Annotated in this window: 18 protein-coding genes; 2 read left to right on the forward strand and 16 right to left on the reverse strand. The window is 61.9% G+C overall.

The features are described from left to right. The first annotated feature begins 663 nt into the window (after window positions 1–663). Entirely contained in the window at window positions 664–1,173 is a 510-nt protein-coding gene (locus tag C5689_RS18390; protein WP_158271790.1) for a hypothetical protein, read from the forward strand. Between the two features lie 919 nt (window positions 1,174–2,092). Here C5689_RS18390 and C5689_RS08420 read toward each other — a convergent pair. From C5689_RS08420 to C5689_RS08465, 10 genes are all read right to left on the reverse strand, one after another. Continuing rightward, window positions 2,093–3,250: a hypothetical protein gene (locus tag C5689_RS08420; protein ID WP_108916827.1), complete on the reverse strand. Its 1,158-nt coding sequence runs from the start codon at window positions 3,248–3,250 to the stop codon at window positions 2,093–2,095. Then, window positions 3,247–4,356, reverse strand: coding sequence for a flagellar motor protein MotB (locus C5689_RS08425; protein ID WP_108916828.1), 1,110 nt, complete (start codon window positions 4,354–4,356; stop codon window positions 3,247–3,249). Before C5689_RS08425 ends, C5689_RS08420 begins: the two co-directional genes overlap by 4 nt. Beyond that, window positions 4,353–5,009, reverse strand: a complete 657-nt coding sequence (locus tag C5689_RS08430) for a hypothetical protein (protein WP_108916829.1) — start codon at window positions 5,007–5,009, stop codon at window positions 4,353–4,355. Before C5689_RS08430 ends, C5689_RS08425 begins: the two co-directional genes overlap by 4 nt. Continuing rightward, the gene (gene fliF, locus C5689_RS08435; protein WP_108916830.1) at window positions 5,009–6,658 is read right to left on the reverse strand and encodes a flagellar basal-body MS-ring/collar protein FliF; all 1,650 of its coding nucleotides are present in this window, start codon (window positions 6,656–6,658) and stop codon (window positions 5,009–5,011) included. Before fliF ends, C5689_RS08430 begins: the two co-directional genes overlap by 1 nt. Window positions 6,659–6,800: 142 nt before the next feature. Then, window positions 6,801–7,712, reverse strand: coding sequence for a flagellin N-terminal helical domain-containing protein (locus C5689_RS08440; protein ID WP_108916831.1), 912 nt, complete (start codon window positions 7,710–7,712; stop codon window positions 6,801–6,803). A 338-nt stretch (window positions 7,713–8,050) separates the two neighbouring features. After that, window positions 8,051–8,962, reverse strand: coding sequence for a flagellin N-terminal helical domain-containing protein (locus C5689_RS08445; protein ID WP_108916832.1), 912 nt, complete (start codon window positions 8,960–8,962; stop codon window positions 8,051–8,053). Between the two features lie 253 nt (window positions 8,963–9,215). Next, entirely contained in the window at window positions 9,216–9,947 is a 732-nt protein-coding gene (gene fliP, locus C5689_RS08450; RefSeq protein WP_108916833.1) for a flagellar type III secretion system pore protein FliP, read from the reverse strand. Continuing rightward, entirely contained in the window at window positions 9,944–10,525 is a 582-nt protein-coding gene (locus C5689_RS08455) for a flagellar basal body-associated FliL family protein (protein ID WP_108916834.1), read from the reverse strand. Before C5689_RS08455 ends, fliP begins: the two co-directional genes overlap by 4 nt. A 15-nt stretch (window positions 10,526–10,540) precedes the next feature. Beyond that, window positions 10,541–11,266, reverse strand: a complete 726-nt coding sequence (gene flgH / locus C5689_RS08460) for a flagellar basal body L-ring protein FlgH (RefSeq protein WP_108916835.1) — start codon at window positions 11,264–11,266, stop codon at window positions 10,541–10,543. Further along, the gene (locus C5689_RS08465) at window positions 11,263–11,814 is read right to left on the reverse strand and encodes a MotE family protein (RefSeq protein WP_108916836.1); all 552 of its coding nucleotides are present in this window, start codon (window positions 11,812–11,814) and stop codon (window positions 11,263–11,265) included. Before C5689_RS08465 ends, flgH begins: the two co-directional genes overlap by 4 nt. Window positions 11,815–12,042: 228 nt before the next feature. Between C5689_RS08465 and C5689_RS08470 the strand changes: the two genes are divergently transcribed. Next, a complete protein-coding gene (locus C5689_RS08470; protein ID WP_108916882.1) occupies window positions 12,043–12,711 on the forward strand; it encodes a response regulator transcription factor in 669 nt (222 codons plus the stop codon). A 73-nt stretch (window positions 12,712–12,784) separates the two neighbouring features. Here the strand turns inward: C5689_RS08470 and C5689_RS08475 are convergent, their stop codons facing one another. The 6 genes from C5689_RS08475 to flhA all read right to left on the reverse strand — a co-directional run bounded on the left by C5689_RS08475 (window position 12,785) and on the right by flhA (window position 17,466). Continuing rightward, window positions 12,785–13,249, reverse strand: a complete 465-nt coding sequence (locus tag C5689_RS08475) for a flagellar basal body-associated protein FliL (RefSeq protein WP_244594634.1) — start codon at window positions 13,247–13,249, stop codon at window positions 12,785–12,787. A gap of 16 nt (window positions 13,250–13,265) precedes the next feature. Further along, window positions 13,266–13,679: a hypothetical protein gene (locus C5689_RS08480; RefSeq protein ID WP_108916838.1), complete on the reverse strand. Its 414-nt coding sequence runs from the start codon at window positions 13,677–13,679 to the stop codon at window positions 13,266–13,268. 47 nt (window positions 13,680–13,726) lie between these two features. Continuing rightward, a complete protein-coding gene (locus tag C5689_RS18395; RefSeq protein ID WP_158271791.1) occupies window positions 13,727–13,996 on the reverse strand; it encodes a rod-binding protein in 270 nt (89 codons plus the stop codon). A gap of 235 nt (window positions 13,997–14,231) precedes the next feature. Beyond that, entirely contained in the window at window positions 14,232–14,624 is a 393-nt protein-coding gene (locus C5689_RS08490) for a hypothetical protein (protein WP_108916840.1), read from the reverse strand. Window positions 14,625–14,629: 5 nt separating this feature from the next. Further along, window positions 14,630–15,379 (reverse strand): flagellar biosynthetic protein FliR, encoded by a 750-nt coding sequence (fliR, locus tag C5689_RS08495; RefSeq protein ID WP_108916841.1) that lies wholly within the window; start codon window positions 15,377–15,379, stop codon window positions 14,630–14,632. Between the two features lie 2 nt (window positions 15,380–15,381). Beyond that, complete coding sequence (gene flhA, locus C5689_RS08500) at window positions 15,382–17,466, reverse strand: flagellar biosynthesis protein FlhA (protein ID WP_108916842.1); 2,085 nt, start codon at window positions 17,464–17,466, stop codon at window positions 15,382–15,384. Window positions 17,467–17,484 lie beyond the last annotated feature (18 nt).

Here is a 17,484-nt window from a genome sequence, read left to right on the forward strand (position 1 = left end):
GCGGCGTCCGACGACTTCGACATCGAATCATTGCCCGAAGCGCGGTCGGTCGACGATGACGTAGCCACACGATCATTGCTCGGCGCGACGCTCATCGCACCAACAGATGCATCGGTCGCGAGAGACCCGCCATGGATTTCGACAGATGACGCCGGCCGCGATTCCAAAGCCGAACGAATCGACGGAGTTTGCATGAGCCGCGATGCGGCGGAACCGAGCGCCCGACCGTCATCGACCTGCGCCGACGATCGCCATTCCGGCCGCGCCGGCGAATCGGACAAAGGCGCCTCGGAAAGGCCCAGCTCGTCGATCTCTGTCACAGCGGATGCAGATCGCGCGATCCGCGAAGAACGATCGCCGATCACGCTCGCAGAGGTCGCGCGCGGCGAAGGCGATATCCCGATTTGCGTCGAACGTTGATTCACGGCGACGGAGCCGAGCGAAGCAAGAATGGCGCGGTCCGCCACGCCAATCGAATCGATAGGCGTCGAGAAGGCGCGATCGTCGCCCGTCGGAACGGCGAATGCCGATGCCGCAGCGTAGAATCGTGGAGACGCCGCTTCGGATTGCGAGGCGAGGCCCTCGAATCTCGTTTGCCGGGTGGCGGGCGACGTCATGGCTTCACCATCCGTCGCCGTCTGCGCCGATCGAGGCGCGGCGGTTGTGCTCGCGGCGACCATCGGCTCGCTCGACCAGAAAGCGGCCGCTGGCGGCGGCTGCGCGGCCGGATCGGCCTGCGCCGTATCGAGCGGCGTCTCGACCGAAGGTCGATTGTTTTGCGACGTCGCGATGCGGCGCGAATCACGTACAGAGGCAGCGCTCGCGCTATCGTCTTTGGCGGCCTGCGACGGCAGAGGCGTGCTCTCGAACGGCAATGCTGGGAGGTCTTGCCTCCGCGCCGGCTCCAAAGGAGTCATCCGCGACGCGACTCGCGAATCTTGCGACGAGATCGAAGCTCGATCGGACAAGGCGTCGACGTCGCGAGCCGCAGCGATCGCGCCGTTCGACGCTCGCGGCGTCAGGCTGTCCGTTGTTCGCGCCGGCGCGGACGCGCCATTGAACGACTCCGACGGCGCGGACGCGTCATCGAAGGGCTGCAAGGCCGCGACGCTTTGCAAATGGCGCGACGACGCGCGCGTATCGGCGCCCCACGCGACGACGTCGGGCGCATGAGCGAAGGTCTCGTCCGTCGACGTTTCCATCGCAGCGGACAGCGAGGCCGCGATCCTTCCCGGCGACGCGCTGGCGATCGCTTCTCGATCCGCTGCTCCAACGTCGATGGCGTACGGATACTCTGTGGCTCGCACGGATCGCTCGTAGGAATGCGGAGTCGGGCCAATCGCCATCTTCACATTTGGGCCGACAGCGGCATCAATGGACGCCGTCGCCATGAACGATTTGCGCTCGAGCGTCGCGGCGCTCCGATGTGTCGGTGTCGGCGTCGCCGCCTCGGCCGATGCGCCGCGCAGATCCGTCCTCGTGATGAGATCGGCTCGATCATCGCCGGCGGAAAGAGCATCCCCTCCTCTCGCGGTCGCGACATTCGTCGTCGCCGACGCCGTCCTGACAGGCGCATCATTTCCCGTGCGCCTGTCGGCCGTGTCAGCAATGCGATTGGGCGCTATCGCTCCGACAGACGTAAATGCGGTAGATGCGCCGCTCTCTGCGCCGCTGGCCATGAGAGTGGATTCGCTCGCGTCGGCGCGGGTCGGCGCAACCTCGTCGGTCGAGGATTCGGCGTCGGATCGCGCCGGAGCCGATCGCGAGCTCGAAGGCGACCAATCGATATCGAAAGGCGGAACCGCCGCGAAAGCTTGCATTTGCAGTGGCGCATTGCTCGCCGTGTCAGTGGCGACGGCTTCCGACGCGGGCCGACGATCGGGACGATCGTCGGCGCTCTCGGTCGTCGCGCCATTGGAATCGGCTTTCGCCATACGAGCGGCGGGAGCATTTCGCTCGTCGAGATCGGATAGAAGCGACGCGAATTGACTCGCATCGCCGCCATCGGCGTCGCGTGGGGCCGGCGAAGCGGCGTCGGCATGGCGGCCGAGCAGACGTCCCGTCGGCAAATTGGGGAATAGAGCGTCGAAGCTCATCGGCGCGTCGCCCGCTGGAGCAACGCATCGGCGTCGCTCAATGCCTGTTGCGCGCCGCGTTCGATCGTCGATTCGGGACGCGCCGCCTCGAGGGCCGGCGCTGTCGGCGCGGCGGAGGAAACGCCCTCCGACTCGCCTCGAAGCCGGCTGATCGCGGCGGTCACGATATCGCGGACCTCGACGTCGGCCGCCGGCAGCATTTTCGGATCTATTTTTTCGAACTCCACTTCCGCTGTCTCGAAATCGCCAGCGAGACCGGCGAGCGCAGCGCGGTAGAGCTCGACGCGCGCACGCCCGACCGGAGAATCGGCGAGCGGTCCTGCATATTGCGTCTCGGTCGTCGCCAGCGCGACGCGGCCGCTCAGAATAGCCTGACGCGCGACTCCCATATGGGTCTCGAAGCGCAAAGCAGGCGAGGCTCCTTTCAGCAACGCTCGAAACTCTCCCAAGCGGGAATTGTCGCCGATCGCGGCTGCGCGCAAGGTCGCGGCGCGCATCTCGTCCCAATAATTGCGGGCGAACGGCGACTTCGCATATTGCGCGCCATAGCGGCGTCCGAGCACCAGAAATTTCACCGGGTCCTTGGCCGCGTCGACAATCGACATCTCGCGACGCAACGCCGCTTCTTCAACGAGCGAGCTCGGCATCAGCAGACGCGAAAGATCGAACAGATCGCGCGCCTTTGCTCTGTCCGTCGCAATCAACAATCCGCCCTGGATCAAAGCGAGATGCGCGGCGAGCGTGTCGCCGAGCGAGCGTGCGTCGATCGGCGTCAGTAGCTTGGCGGCCTCCGCGTTACGTCCTTCCGCATAGGCGACCGCGCCGGCGACCAGCGGCGTGTCGGCGGCAGGAACGAGCTGCGCATCGAGAACCTTACGAATCGTCCGGGATGGCCCTCCGCAAAAGAGAAAAATGGCCGCGGCGGCGGAATTGCTTCTTTCCTTCCAAGATTCGGCGTCGAGAGAGGAGACGAGCTGCTCGATCCGCTCGATCTGCGCGGGAATCGCGCCGCGGGCGCCGGCGGCGCCCTGCACCATCGCCCCTTGCAGCGTGTTGAGCGCACGCACCTGCTCGGTGAGCTCGCCTGCATCGGCGCAGAATGAGAGACCAAGTATCAAGCCGGCGGCGAGAATTGCGCGCGCAGAGGTCCTCAACGATCGCTCCTGCGGAGCAAAATTTCGATACGGCGATTGACCGCCGCGAGCGGCTCTTTGGGGGTCTTCGGCCGACGGTCGGCGTAGCCCGCGATCTTCACCACGCGCTTTTCCGGGAGCCCGCCCCGCACGAGCATGTAATAAGCCATATTGGCGCGATCGGAGGAGAGTCGCCAATTGTCATAGGCGGCCGATTTATACGATCGCCCGTCCGTATGTCCGCGCAGCTCGATTTCGCCGCTCTGCTTGGCCAAGAGCTGGCCGATCTTTCCGATGATGCGCACTGCCTGCGGCCGGGGCTCGACCGAGCCCACCGCGAACATGGAAAAATTAGCGTCGTCGGTGAGGCTGATGAGCACCCCCTCCTGAGTCTCGGTCACTTCGACATGCGGCATGTCGCGCAGAGCGGCGGCCTCGGCCTTGACGACCTTTTCGACCGCGGCCCTCATGCCCGCCGCAGCGGCTTCGCCCTTCTTGTCATCGACGGACGGCGGCGCTGCGAGCGCCGCGCGTTGCGAAAGCGCCGAGGATTTGGAGCCGCCGCGCGGAGTCGAAGCAGCGGGCTTCGGGCGCGGCGCCTCCACAGGCTCGGCGGATATCGATTTATCGGGCGATCCATTGTCCTCGATGCGCTCTTCTACATAGCCGACGCCATGCGCGCTGCGATCGAAAGGATCGCCGAAGGACGAAGCCAGTGGTGATTTGCGGTCGATCTCATCGAGCGTCGACATCGGGTCATAGAGGAGCGCAGCCTCTCGCTGCGGACTGCCCTTCTCTGCGGGACCGGGGGGCGCGGAAGCGATCGCGCCCTGGTCCGGCGCAGTGCTGGACTGCTGGCTCTTGCCCTGGCCGGCCTCGGCCGGATCCCGCAATCCCTTATGCGCCGGATTAGAGTCGATGAGCTGCACGGGATTGAAATATTGAACGATCGCCGCCTTGGTTTCCTTCGAGGTCGAATTGATGAGCCACATAACCAGAAAGAAGGCCATCATTGCGGTCATGAAATCGGCGAAGGCGAGCTTCCAGACGCCGCCGTGATGACCCTCCTCCTCCTCCCCGTGCTTCTTGCGGATGAAGATGATCTCGCTTTCCTCGTGATCGCTCATGCGGCGTCGTCCTCTTCGCGCAGCTGCGCCATCCAGTCGCCGAGGCGGGTTTCGATCGTCGTCGCATCGAGGCGCGCGCGCACGTCGACGCCTGTGACGTCGTCGATCTTGGTGGCGATATCCTCGCTATGCAATTTCGTGCAGATTGCTTCGAGCAAATCCACGGGCCCGCTCAGATGGACCACTGGATTTTCGCGATCCGCGATCAAGACTCGTAATGTCTCTATGAGGCCGGCCAGCATCCGCTCTCGGATTTCGCGCACCACGAAAGGCTCGAGTATGTGCTCGACATCATCGCCGATGCGCGCGGAGAAACGGCTCAACGCGTCTCGAAAATCGCGAGCGAGCTTTTCGCCTTCCTCACGCGACCAGCGGCGACGCTCCTCCTCCAAGCGCTGGGCGAAGGTTGCGCGCTCGCGCTCGATTTCTTCATCGAATTGGAGCTCGGCGGCCGCTCGCCCCTCCTCGAGCAATTGCTCCCGCAGCTCATCGGTCAGCCGCGGCCACAAATCTTCCGGCTCGGCCTCTGGGATTTCGAGCTCCGGCTCCGGCTCTACGACCTCTAGCGCGAGCGCGAGCGGAGGCGGTTCGGGCGCGATGATCGTCGGCGGCTCGTCGAAGCGCGGGAGATAAAAGGCGACCGAGCGCGCCATCAGACGCGTCCCTCCGCATACATCCATTGCTTCAATATCGCTACAGCCTGCATCTCATCGGCTTCGATCAGCTGCTCGAGCCGTTTCTGCTGAGTGAATTTTCCGTGATCGGCGATGTCTTCGATGAGACCTGTGTCGACGGCCGCGGCCATTGTGAATTCCGGCGCTTCGAGCGGCGTGAAGGGCAGCTCCACCGCATTATCCATATCGAGCATTGGCGCGGCATCTTGGGCGAGAGCCGTCGCCGGCGTCTCGGCGAGCAAAGCGCGCGACGCCGGACGCAGACCGAAAACGACGAGCATCACAGTGACGGCGATCAGCGCAAAGGCGTTGATGACCGAGCCGAGCTGGTGGGTGAGCGCGTCGGCCCAGCCCGGCGCCTCGACCGGGCCCATGTCGTTCTCATTCGGCATGAAGTCGACGGCCGAGACCTTGACAGTGTCGCCACGCTCCTTGCGCAGGCCGGCCGCGGTGGAGACCAATTGCTCGATCTCCTTGATCTGTCGCTCGATGGCTTCAGGCTTGGGTCCGTCTTTGCCCGGCCCGCCGAGGCTCGCGCGATTGACCAGCACCGCGATCGAAATGCCTTCCACCGTATAGCCGCCGCTCACCGTGGTGATCGTCTTGGACGAGAGCTCGAAATTGGTGAGCTCTTCGTTTTTCTTGTTCTCGTCGTTGGACTGCTTTCCCTCGGAGGCGGATGGCTTGTTGTCCTGCGGAATGTTGCGGTCCGCGCCGGCGGCGCCGGTGGTGCTGTTGTTCTGCGACGTCGAGTTCTCCTTGACGACGCGCACCGATCGCTCGACCCGCGATTCGGGATCGAAGATCGTCTCATTTGTCTGCTTGCGATCGGTGTTGATGCGCGTTCGCACGCTGACCTGGAAATTAGACATGCGCAGATAGGGCGTCAGCGTGCGACGGATATTGTCCTGAATGTCCTTGGCGACCGTGCGCTCCAGCGTCAGCGTCTTGCTCGGCACGGCGTCGTTCTCGTCGCCGGCGGAAGTGGTGAGTAGCATTCCGTCGGTGTTGAGCACCGTCACCTGATCGACCGACATGCCGGGAATGGAGGCGGCGACAAGATGGCGTATAGCGTGCGCCGCCTTCGAATCGTCCGGACTCTCGGTACGAATCACGACGGAGGCGGAGGGCGGCTGCTTGGCGCGGCGGAAGGAGCCCTCGTCGGCGAGGACGATATGGACGCGCGCCGCCTTCACTCCGCGAATCAGCTGAATGGTGCGGGCGAGTTCGCCCTCGAGCGCGCGAATGCGCGTGACCTCTTGCATGAAAGAAGTGAGGCCGAGCGATCCGACCTTGTCGAAGAGCTCGTAGCCCGCATTTGCGCTCTGCGGAAGGCCGCGTTCGGCGAGCATCATGCGCGCCGGCGCAGTCTGACCATAATGGACGGAGACGGCATTGCCCTCGGGATTGATATCGAAAGGAATGCCGCTCGACTTCAATGCGGCCCCGATACGGCTCACATCCTCGCGATCGAGGCCCGCATAGAGCACTTCGAAATTCGGACGCGAAAGATAGTAGGCCCCGACCCCGGTCACCGCCAGGACGAGGACGAAGATCATGGCGAGGGCCGCGAGCTTGCGGGGACCAAGTCCGAGCAGATTGTCTCGCAGCTGATTTAGGCGGTCCATTGGGGCGTTTCATCGGGTTGACGCGATGTGATGGCCCAATGTGCCGCCTGTGGCTTGTGCGAACTTTGCCGAGCGTCTCACCTGAAAGGAGCGAGGGCCTCGCCGGCCGCGGCAAGGCCCTCGCTCGAATGCTCGCCAGCGGTCACTGGAAGAGCTTGAGGATGATCTGGCTGTTCTGGTTTGCGATCGACAGGGACTGAACACCGAGCTGCTGCTGCGTCTGTAGCGCCTGCAGGCGCGTCGACGCCTCGTTCATATCGGCGTCGACCAGCGAGCTCACGCCATTGGTGAGCGCTTCGTTCAGCGTCTTCACGAAGGCCGCTTGGCCGGTGATCGTCGTCTGCGTCGCGCCGATCTGGGCGCCGTATTTGGTGAGATCGGAGATCACCTTGTCGGCGTTGGTCAACGTATCTCCGAGAACCGAGCTCGAGGCGACGTCCGTTATCGACAAATTGGTGAAATCCGTCGCAGCCGACGCTCCCGTGCCCTGAGCGGCTTCGAGAATGCCGGCGCCGGCCGCGACAGCGGGCGAAGCGCCGCCGCCGCCGATCAGCGCAGTCGCGGTGAGATCGATCGTGTTGAGAGCCGAGGCCGTCGCGCCGCCGCCATCTGTGTAGGAGGCGATGAAGGCGAAGGAGGATTGCGAGCCGTCGAGGATATTGAGCCCGTTGAAGCTCGCCGAGGTGACGATGCTTCGGAGCTGATTGCTGAGGCCGGTGAGGCTCGTGCCGATCTTGGCCGTATCGGCGCCGGGCTGCGCCGCCTGCGCCACCGCCGATTTGATGTTGTTGAGCACGGAGATCGCATTGGTGACGGCGGTCTGAGCGATGTTGAGAAGGGACGAACTCACCGACATCGAATCGCCGATCGTCGACAGCACGCCCTGATCGGACTTCATCGTCTCGGCGATCGACCAGGTGGAGGCGTTATCGGTGGCGCTCGAAATCTTGAGACCGGTCGAGACTTCCTTCTGCGTGCTCGCGAGCGCTTGCTGCGTCGAGCGAAGCGATTGAAGGGCCGTGATAGCCGAGGCGTTAGTGAGAATGCTGGACATGACTCATCGATCCCTTTTGGGGTGGAACTAGTGACGAAAGGCATCCCGGAATTTCACCGGCTCGACGGAAACGGCATCATGCCTTTGGGCTCACGAGCCCTATCCGAAGCAGTCAACGGCGGAGCGCCGGCGCATCGCGGGAGCCGATCCGCTCGACGACGCATCGAAACCAGCGCGGTCTCGACGGCTACAGCACAGCCTGCACGATCGTTAACCTAACTAGATAACCTTAACAAAGGTCTAAGCGAGCGGAGCCTTCACCCTGCGCAAACGACAAAAAGCCGCGCCCCGAAGGGCGCGGCTTCCAATGAATTGAGGAGATGTAGGAAGGCGACGGATTACTGGAACAGGCGCAGGATGATCTGGCTGTTCTGATTGGCGATCGACAGCGACTGGACGCCGAGCTGCTGCTGCGTCTGCAGAGCCTGCAGGCGGGTCGAGGCCTCGTTCATGTCGGCGTCGACCAGCGAGCTGACGCCCGCCGTGAGGCTTTCGTTCAGCGTCTTGACGAAGGCGGCCTGACCATTGACGCTGCTCTGCGTGGCGCCGATCTGCGAGGCGTATTTCGTGAGATCGGCAATCGCCTTGTCGGCGTTGGACAGAGTGTCCGTAATCGTCGCGCTGGAAGAGACATCCGACGAGGAAAGGCTCGTGAAGTCCGTCGCCGCCGTGGCGCCGGTGGCCTGAGCGACCTCCAATATGCCGGCGCCGGCCGCGACCACGGGCGAGGCCCCGCCGCCGCCGATCAGAGCGGTGGCGTTGAGGTCGATCGTGTTCAGGGACGAAGCCGCAGTGCCGGATCCGTCGCTATAGGACGCGATGGAGTTGAAAGTGCTGCGCGAGCCATCGAGCAGGTTCAAGCCGTTGAAGTTCGCCGAGGTGACGATGCTCTTGAGCTGGTCGCTGAGGCCGGTGAGGCTGGTGCCGATCTTGGCCGTGTCGGCGCCGGGCTGAGCGGCCTGCGCGACCGCGGATTTGATGTTGTTGATCACCGAAATGGCGTTGGTCACCGCCGCGGTGGCGACATTCAGCACCGAGGAGCTGACCGACAGCGAGTCGGTGATAGTGGAGAGAACGCCCTGGTCCGATTTCATCGTCTGGGCGATCGACCAGGTGGAGGCGTTGTCCGTGGCCGAGGAAATCTTCAGGCCGGTCGAAATCTCCTTCTGCGTCGAAGCGAGAGACGACTGGACCGAGCGCAGCGACTGGAGAGCGGTAATGGCGGAGGCGTTGGTCAGAATGCTGGACATGACTCGTCGATCCTTGGATGAGGTGAACGCGACATCCCGGAAATTCACCGGCTCGACGGAAGCGGCATCATGCCTTGGGCGCCCTCGCCCTATCCGAAGAACTCTGTCGACGGCGCGTCTGCGGTCTCGCAAGGCCGCGCCGGACAATCGGATATTACACGCGAGGCGAAGGACCGCCACAATTCGCAGAAAATGCGATTAATGAAGGCCTAACAGAGAGTTGTGCTGGCGGAGCCGGGCGCAGCGCGCGCGCCTATGAATAGGATCGAATAAGGCTGCCGACGAGTAGATTCCACCCGTCGATCAAAATGAAGAACAGCACTTTTATGGGAAGCGAAATGGCTGTCGGCGGCAGCATCATCATGCCCATCGACATTGTAATGACGGCGACGATCATATCGATGACGAGAAATGGCAGGACGATGAGAAACCCGATCTCGAAGCCGCGGCGCAGCTCCGAAATCATGAAGGCCGGGGCGAGCACTTGAAGTCCGAGCTTGTCATAGTCGGCGGTGGGCGCTTTGTCCTTGGTGAGATTCTCGAACAGCTTGATGTCCTTGTCGCGGACATTGGCGATCATGAAGCGTCGGAACGGCTGCGAAATCTTCTCGAACGCCTCGACCTCGGTGATTTTATTGTCCATCAATGGCTTAAGTCCGTCCTTCCAGGCCGCGTCGAAGGTCGGCGCCATGACGTAGAAGGTCATGAACAAGGCGAGGCTGATGAGAACGAGATTGGCCGGCGTGCTCTGCAGCCCCAGTCCGCTACGCAGAAACGACAGCGCAATGGCGAAGCGAGTGAAGCTCGTCACCATTATGAGCAGACCGGGAGCAATGGAGAGGACCGTCAATATCACGAGGAGCTGCACGATCCTCCCGCTCGCCGAGCCCCCTCCGGAAGGCAGCAGAGCGTTGAGATCGAGCCCCTGCGCAAAGACGGCCGTCGGCGCGAGCAGAAGAATGAGAATCGCAGCCGCGCGCTTCATTGAACGACCAGCGCTTGAATAATGACCTCCTGAATATGTCCCTCGGAACGGATCGCCGCCCGATCTGTCAGATCTTCATGCAGCCGTCGCAGGCCGTCGGAGCCCTCGAGCGAGGTGAGCGTCATCGTCCGCAAAAAAGCGACAATGTCCGCGGTCACCTGCGAGATCAATATGTCGGGCTGCGGCACGGCTTGGGAATCATAGACGATGGACGCCTGCAGCCGCACCCAGCCGGTTTCCGGCGAAGCCAGATTGGTTACGATCGGCGCCAGCTCCTTGAGCTTCATCTTCGCCTGCCCCGCCCCATCTTTCCCGCCATCGCTCTGCGCCACGGCGCCATGTCCGCCGCCATGTCCCTTATCCGCCGGCTCGGCGCTCTTTTTCGGCGCCGAGGACTCATGCTGCGGCTCCACCGCCGGCGATTTGGCGGTCGCCGCCGGATCGCCCGTCAGCGTAAAGCCGAGAAAGCCGCCTCCGCCGGCGCCCAGCGCCGTCGCCACGATGAGCGCGAGCGCCAGCTGCCCAGAGGAGGACGATTGTGAATCGGCGGCGGTGGTGGAGGCAGGCGGCGCGGCCAAATTCCCCTCCCTGTCTCAGAACGGCGCGAATATGTCATAGGCCTGCTGGCCCCATGCGGGCTGCTGGACCTCCGACAATCTGCCGCGTCCGCCATAGGAGACGCGCGCCTCGGCGATTTTGTCGTAAGAGATCGTATTGTCCTTGCCGATGTCGCGCGGTCGCGCAATGCCGGCGATCGTCAGCACGCGCAGCTCGTAGTTGACGCGAATCTCCTGCGATCCGCGCAGCATGAGATTGCCATTGGGCAGAACCGCAGTGACGACCGCGGCGACCGACAGGCGAATCTGCTCCGACCGATTGATCGACCCCTGCCCTTGAGTCGAGCTGCTCGACTGCAGATCATTATTGACCGAACCCGTCCATTTTCGTTCGGGCGGCGTCGAAGACGCGCCGGCGAGGAAATCGAACAGAAACGACCACGTCGTCTTGACCTTGGCATCGCGCGAGCGATCCGTCGAATTGCCGAGCACGGCCTTGTCGTCCATCGAAATATTGACAGTCACGACATCGCCGACCGCCATCGCCCGAACATCGCGATAGAGATTGACTCGGTTGTCGTCGAGGCGCATTTGCGGCCCGAGCGCCGGCGGCCGCGTTGCGCCCGTCGGCAGCTGATCGTCATAGGACGACAGACCGCTGCCGACGGGACTCATATGCGGCTCACGCCCTATGTCGCGCGGGTCGGTGGCGCATCCGGCGAGCGCAAGAACCGAACCGATCGCCATACCCAGTCTCTTCATTGCTTCTTTCCGCCGCCGACGAGACTCGACAATGAGGCCACCTTTTTGGTCAGCAGGACCGCGCGGGACGCCTCCATCTCGTTGAGAATCGCGCTGGACTGCTTGGGTTGCAGCCGCATCAGCATGGCCGCCGCCATGTCTTCTTCCATATTGGCGAATTGCGCCGCGGCGGCTTCCGGCCGCATACGTCCATATATAGACACCAGCCGCTCATCGGTCTGCTTGAGCAGCGTGTCATAGCGATCCAGAACCTCCTGCAGCTCGGCGCGTTTGGCTTCGAGATCGGCGGTCCGCCTGGCGATTCGCTGCTCTATGTCGAGTAGCTCCTTCTCCTGCCGCGCATTGCGAGCCGCGCCCGCAGCGGCTGCGACGTCGGCGCAATATTGACGCGCATCGGACGGCGGCGGCGCGACGCGCGCTTCGCGCACGCGCGGCGCCTCCTCTTTGGCGCTCGGCTCCGCCTTTTTCTGCTCCGCCCCGATGGCGAAGGCGCAGGAAACGAACGCTGTCGCCACGACGAGCGGAAGCGCCTTTCGCAAATTTGACATTGGCTTGGCTCGACGTCGATCTTTGACGGAGCACAGGCTGCCCGATCCACCTTGCGTGTGGCTTGCACCGCGCCAGATCGACGAGCGCGGCGCGGACTCGCGCTCGTAAAAGAAGCATCGCTTTATTTGGTTACTATTTCGTTGACGCCGCGGAATCGATGCGGCTAAGTAGTCGCTATAGTGATTCGCGCAGATTGCCAGGGCGAGACGCATGTCAAGGGGACGGCAATGTTCATAATCGTCGATGAGCGTGAACTGGTGACGAGTGGGTATGCGCGCCACTTCGGCCAGGAGGGAATCTCCTCGGCGGGGTTCTGTTCCGGGCAATTCATCGATTGGGTCGACTCCGCCGTCGAGACGGACATGCTCGCCGTCGAAGCCTTTTTGATCGGAGAATGCCCGGAGCGCGAAGAGCTGCCGAAGCTCATTCGCAAACGCTCCCAAGCTCCCGTGATCGCGATGAACGAGGCGCCGTCGCTCGAGCAGACGCTGGGACTGTTCACGGCCGGCGTCGACGATGTCGTGCGCAAGCCGATTCATGTGAAAGAGATTCTCGCGCGCGTCTACGCCATTCGGCGCCGCGCAGAAACGCGTCGCGATCATGCGGTCGTGGGACCGATGCAGGTGTTCTTCGACGGCCGAGATCCGCTGGTGCGCGGCGAAGCTTTCAACCTGCCGCGCCGTGAACGCAGAATTCTCGAGTATTTCGTGATGAATCGCGGACGCCGTCTGACCAAGTCGCAGATCTTCAACGCCGTCTACGGGCTCTTCGACGATGTCGTCGAAGAGAATGTCGTCGAAAGCCATGTGAGCAAGCTGCGTAAGAAGCTGCGCGCCCGCCTCGGCTATGATCCGATCGATTCTCAACGCTTCCTCGGCTATATGCTCGTCGGTTGAAGCGTCTTTTCGAAAGTCGTCACCCTGAAGGCTCGGCCGGCGTTTCGCCGGCCGAGCCTGCTTTCGTTTGGTTCTAGTGTGGGATATCGTCCTTCGGGACAAAGGCGAAGCTTTTGACCAGTGTCTCGCGAACGAGTTCCGCGCCGAGGCGCTGATTGATGCTCTTGGTGAGTTCCCTGGTCAACGAATTGAGATCGTATTTTTCGATTCGTCGAAAATCGAGGCTATTATCGGCATAGAGGCGGCGAAACGCTTCATCCATCACATAGCTGTCCGCATCGACCGCGCCGCCTCCACTGCCGTGCGACGTGTTCGAGGCTTCCACGACATAAGCGAATTCGGCGGAAATATAGCCTTTCAGCATTCCGTCCGAAATAATCGGAACCGTGATCGGCTTGACCTTTTTGACTTCGAGCTTTTCGACATGCGCCGCGGGCTCCGCCGGCGCGCTGTGATGGGATTTCCAGTAGGACGCGCCGAAGGTCGAAGCCAGCGTAACCACACAGGCCCAAATTCCGATCAACACCATACGCATCATCGACGGGGCTCCAATTTCAACGTTCCGCCGACGACCTTGTGGAATAGGTTCCGTCGGACTCCGACATTTCGATCGTGCAGATCATTATGCCCGCGATCTCTCTCATAGCGCGCAGGCGGTGTTCCAGCAGCTTCCCATTCTCGACGAGCGTGGAGCGCAGGCTTTCGATCTTCGCTTCGATCGCCGAGGAACGCGGCGCCGAATAGGCGCGCGACGCACGCGAGAATTCCAAAAGCGCGTGAGTCTTGCGCGCATTGAAGTCCTCGAAGTCCACGTTGGCGCGCGATCGCAGCGCGTCGCTCTCGCGCTCGATGACGCGCGTCAACCGATCCACGCAGCCGATGAAGGCCGCGCGCCTCGCCTCCTGAGCGTGGTCGTTCCGAAAACCCGCTCCGCTAACTTTTTCTTCGCTATGCCGATGCCCAGCCATTTCCTTGATCCATTCGAATCGCGTCCCGACCCTAGTCGTCAACGCACTCACGAAGTTTTCGTTCTTTCCGCCCGCAACGCTAAATCGTGATCGAGCAGCTTGCGTAGACCGAGTCCGCCCGCCTTCGCGATCTGATCGCCGATTTGTTCCGCGATCATGGACCGCCAGACGTCGCCCGCCGTTCCGCGACCAAAAAATCCTCCTTCCGACTTCGGAAGAATCGCCTCGAGCGAGGATTGAATTATGAAGGCCTCGAATTTCTGTGTCGCGTCGGCTGAACGAATGTCGCGCGAGGTCGTCGCGGCGGCATCGATCATGACCGGCCTTGCAGTGATTGTCGCCGTCGAAGGCGCATCACGACGATCGGCGACGAGCGTCGCGAAACCGTCGACCGAATTCGGCGTCGCGTTGGAAATCTCGCTGAGGCGCGCCACGGCCGCATTGCGACGCGCGGGCTCCGCAGCCTTGGCGACTTCGGTCACGAGGTCGGTAGCGGGAAAGATCGACATGGATCTCCAATCCTTCGACGTCGGATCTCATATATGAGAAGACTTACGGCGCGCTGAAGTCGCGCTGCGTCGCGTAATGTTCGATGACCTCATGAAGCTCCTCGAGTTCCATGATACGGTCTCGCTCCATCTGTGCATCCGCGACGAGCCGCTCCGCCTGCTTCACGCGCTTGGCCTGCTCCAACGTGACCTCAGTCTGCCGATCGACCTCATTGCGCAGATCCTGTTGCTGACGGATGTTGGCCTTCAGGCGTTGCAGAACGACTTCCGGAAAAAGCGCGATCAAGTTTCGATTGCCGTCGAGACATTCGACAATACGCGCCTCCTCATCCTTCAATTCCCGCGCCTTGCGTTCAAGCCGCGACAATCTCCCGACCTCTATGCGATGCAGCTGCTCATGCACCGCGAGAATTCGTCGTTGATTTTTCCAATTCATCGCCCTTATCCCGACAAGAGCCAAGCGCCGAACGCCGAAGTGAATGCCGTGAAGAAATCGTCCGCCATCACATAAAACCAATAAATGCCGAGCGCGATCAGCAGAGGCGTCGAAACGAAATACACCGGCACGGATGGAGACATTCGATTGAGGAAGCCGAAAGCGAGATTCACGATAAATCCAAACAGCAGAAACGGGCTGCTGATCCGCAGCGCGAGAAGGAACGCCTGCGACAGAGCCTTCATATACTCCCGCAACATTCCATCCGTCGCTATTCCATCCCTGACTGGTATCGCTGTATAAGATGCGAATAGCCCGCGGATCATTTCCCAATGCTGGTCGAGCACGAAGACGAGAGTCGTGGCTCCGAGCATAATGAACGAGCTCATCGCCGGAAGCTGCTCCGCCTCCTCCACCGAAGCTCCCAATATGTTGCCGAGGCCCGTCGTCATCGCCGCCGCTGTGGTCATTGTCTCCAGCGCAAAGAAGAAAAGGCGCGCCATCGAGCCGATCAGCGCGCCGATGAAGAGCTCACCGAGCAGCACGAACAGCACGCCTGCCGGCGTCGCTTCGACCACGACGGGCGCCACGGCCTCCGAAAGCGCCGGAGCCAGCGCGAGCGTAACGGCGATCGCAGTATAGAGCCGCGCACGCACGGGAACCCGCTGGCTGGAAAATCCAGGTATGGTCATGATGCAGGCGCCTATCCTGCAAAACAGCACGAACAGCGTCGTGACGACGTCCGTGAGGCTCATCGTCACGCAATTGTCCCGAGCGATTTGATCTCCACGCCGCGAGCGATTTCGAGATGCGAAAGAACCGGAAGCGCAGCGAACAGGCGACCGATGATCATCTTCACATAAGGACGCGCCTCCGGCGTCGTCACCACGGCAAAAATGTCCCCGCGCTCGATCCGTTCACGAATTGCTGTGGCAGCCTCCTGACCAAATTGCTCGATGAGCGATGGCTCGGCGTTGAATTCGACGATTTCTCCCTTTGCGTCACGACGGAGACTCTCGTGGAAAAATAAATCCCAACGAGCGCCGAGTCGCAGAACGCTCAACGAACCGTTCACCGCTATCTCTCCGCAAATCTGCGGCGCGAGGCGCGTCCGGACATGCTCGACGATCGGCTCTGCACGACGCGCATAGGGCGCGACTTCGCCGACCGCCTCGAGAATGAGATCGAGATTGCGAATTGACACGCGCTCGGCGAGCAGCAGCTTGAGCACCGAATGGAGGCCAGAATTGGAGATGAGATTTGGAACCATCTCATCGATCAGCTTGCGGTACTCCGGCTCGAGGCGATCGAGCAACATGCGTGCGTCGCGATACGACAGCAGCTGCGAGAGATTATTGCGCAGCACTTCGGAGAGATGCGTGAGCAGCACCGAGATCGGATCGACGGGCTCGAAACCTTCACGCCTCGCCTCCGCCACCAGCGCGTCCGGAATCCAAAAGGATTTGAGACCGAAGGCGGGATCCACCGTCTCGTCGCCCGGCAGATCGGGCTGACGTCCCTGCCCTACGATAATGAGATGTTGACCGAGTTGCAGTTCCTGCGTCGTGACGACCGTGCCGTGAATCTTGATCTGATAGCTCTTCTGCTTCAATGCGAGATCGTCGGTAAGCTTGATCTCGGGTATCACGAAGCCATATTGGCGAGCGAAATTTCGACGCATCTTGCCGACACGATGCGCGAGCTCGTCCTGCGACATCAAGAGACGGGCGGAGAGCTGCTTGCCGAGGCACAGCTCGACGCCTGGCGTCTTCAAGTATTCACGGATCGAGTCCTTGGCTTCCGCCTGAGTCCGCTTGTCGTCTTCGGCCTTTTTCGCTTCTTCGGTGGCGCGCAGCTTGGCCGCCTGCTTCGGCATCGAATAGGCGACGAAGGCCATAGCGCCTCCGAGCATCATGAAAGGCGTGAGCGGCAACCCCGGCATCAAGGCCAGCACGAACAGCAAGGACGACGCGACATATAGCGCTTTGGGATAATTGCCGAGCTGCCGAACGATATTCTGCTCGGTCGATCCGCGCGTGCCGCCCTTCGACACGAGAAGACCCGCCGCCAAGGAAACGATGAGCGCTGGGATCTGTGACACCAGCCCCTCGCCGACCGACAGCTTGGTGAACACGTCAGCGGCGCTCGACAGCGGCATTCCATGGCGCGTGACGCCAATGACAATGCCGCCGAAAATATTGACGGCGAGAATGACGAGACCAGCAATGGCGTCGCCGCGAACGAATTTCGATGCGCCGTCCATCGAGCCGAAGAAGGAGCTCTCCTCTTCGAGCTCCCGTCGCCGCAGCTGCGCTTGCTTCTCGTCGATCAAACCAGCGTTGAGGTCCGCGTCGATCGCCATCTGCTTGCCGGGAATCGAGTCGAGGGTGAAGCGCGCGCCGACTTCGGCGATTCGCGTCGCGCCCTTGGTGATGACGAGAAAATTGACTGTGACGATGATCGCGAACACCGTCAAACCGATGACGAAGTCTCCGCTCATCACGAGCTTGGAGAATCCGGCGATGATATAGCCGGCCGCCGCCGTTCCCTCGGCGCCATGCCCGAGGATGAGGCGCGTCGTCGCGATGTTGAGCGACAGCCGCAATATCGTCGCGACGAGAAGAATTGTCGGGAACGCGGAGAATTCGAGAGGTTTCTGGATCCAGAGAGAGACCATCAAAATCAGTACTGCGAGCGCAATGGAGAATGCGAGACCCATATCGATGAGAAACGGCGGAATCGGCAAAAAGAAAATGCATAGGATGAAGATGATCGCCAGAGCGAATCCGACGTCCTTCACGCGTCCCTCCGGTGCGGCTCCAACCAATGCGACGTCGGTCATAGAATTGTCCCCTGCAGC

It is taken from the genome of Methylosinus sporium (assembly GCF_003113265.1).
GTDB lineage: Bacteria > Pseudomonadota > Alphaproteobacteria > Rhizobiales > Beijerinckiaceae > Methylosinus > Methylosinus sporium.

Coding starts and splice junctions, on each gene's coding strand:
- C5689_RS08425 (WP_108916828.1), bottom strand. CDS start 4,356: ATGAGCGATCACGAGGAAAGCGAGATCATCTTCATCCGCAAGAAGCAC.
- C5689_RS08430 (WP_108916829.1), bottom strand. CDS start 5,009: ATGGCGCGCTCGGTCGCCTTTTATCTCCCGCGCTTCGACGAGCCGCCG.
- fliF (WP_108916830.1), bottom strand. CDS start 6,658: ATGGACCGCCTAAATCAGCTGCGAGACAATCTGCTCGGACTTGGTCCC.
- C5689_RS08440 (WP_108916831.1), bottom strand. CDS start 7,712: ATGTCCAGCATTCTCACTAACGCCTCGGCTATCACGGCCCTTCAATCG.
- C5689_RS08445 (WP_108916832.1), bottom strand. CDS start 8,962: ATGTCCAGCATTCTGACCAACGCCTCCGCCATTACCGCTCTCCAGTCG.
- fliP (WP_108916833.1), bottom strand. CDS start 9,947: ATGAAGCGCGCGGCTGCGATTCTCATTCTTCTGCTCGCGCCGACGGCC.
- flgH (WP_108916835.1), bottom strand. CDS start 11,266: ATGAAGAGACTGGGTATGGCGATCGGTTCGGTTCTTGCGCTCGCCGGA.
- C5689_RS08465 (WP_108916836.1), bottom strand. CDS start 11,814: ATGTCAAATTTGCGAAAGGCGCTTCCGCTCGTCGTGGCGACAGCGTTC.
- C5689_RS08470 (WP_108916882.1), top strand. CDS start 12,043: ATGTTCATAATCGTCGATGAGCGTGAACTGGTGACGAGTGGGTATGCG.
- C5689_RS08475 (WP_244594634.1), bottom strand. CDS start 13,249: ATGATGCGTATGGTGTTGATCGGAATTTGGGCCTGTGTGGTTACGCTG.
- C5689_RS08480 (WP_108916838.1), bottom strand. CDS start 13,679: ATGGCTGGGCATCGGCATAGCGAAGAAAAAGTTAGCGGAGCGGGTTTT.
- C5689_RS18395 (WP_158271791.1), bottom strand. CDS start 13,996: ATGATCGATGCCGCCGCGACGACCTCGCGCGACATTCGTTCAGCCGAC.
- C5689_RS08490 (WP_108916840.1), bottom strand. CDS start 14,624: ATGAATTGGAAAAATCAACGACGAATTCTCGCGGTGCATGAGCAGCTG.
- fliR (WP_108916841.1), bottom strand. CDS start 15,379: ATGAGCCTCACGGACGTCGTCACGACGCTGTTCGTGCTGTTTTGCAGG.
- flhA (WP_108916842.1), bottom strand. CDS start 17,466: ATGACCGACGTCGCATTGGTTGGAGCCGCACCGGAGGGACGCGTGAAG.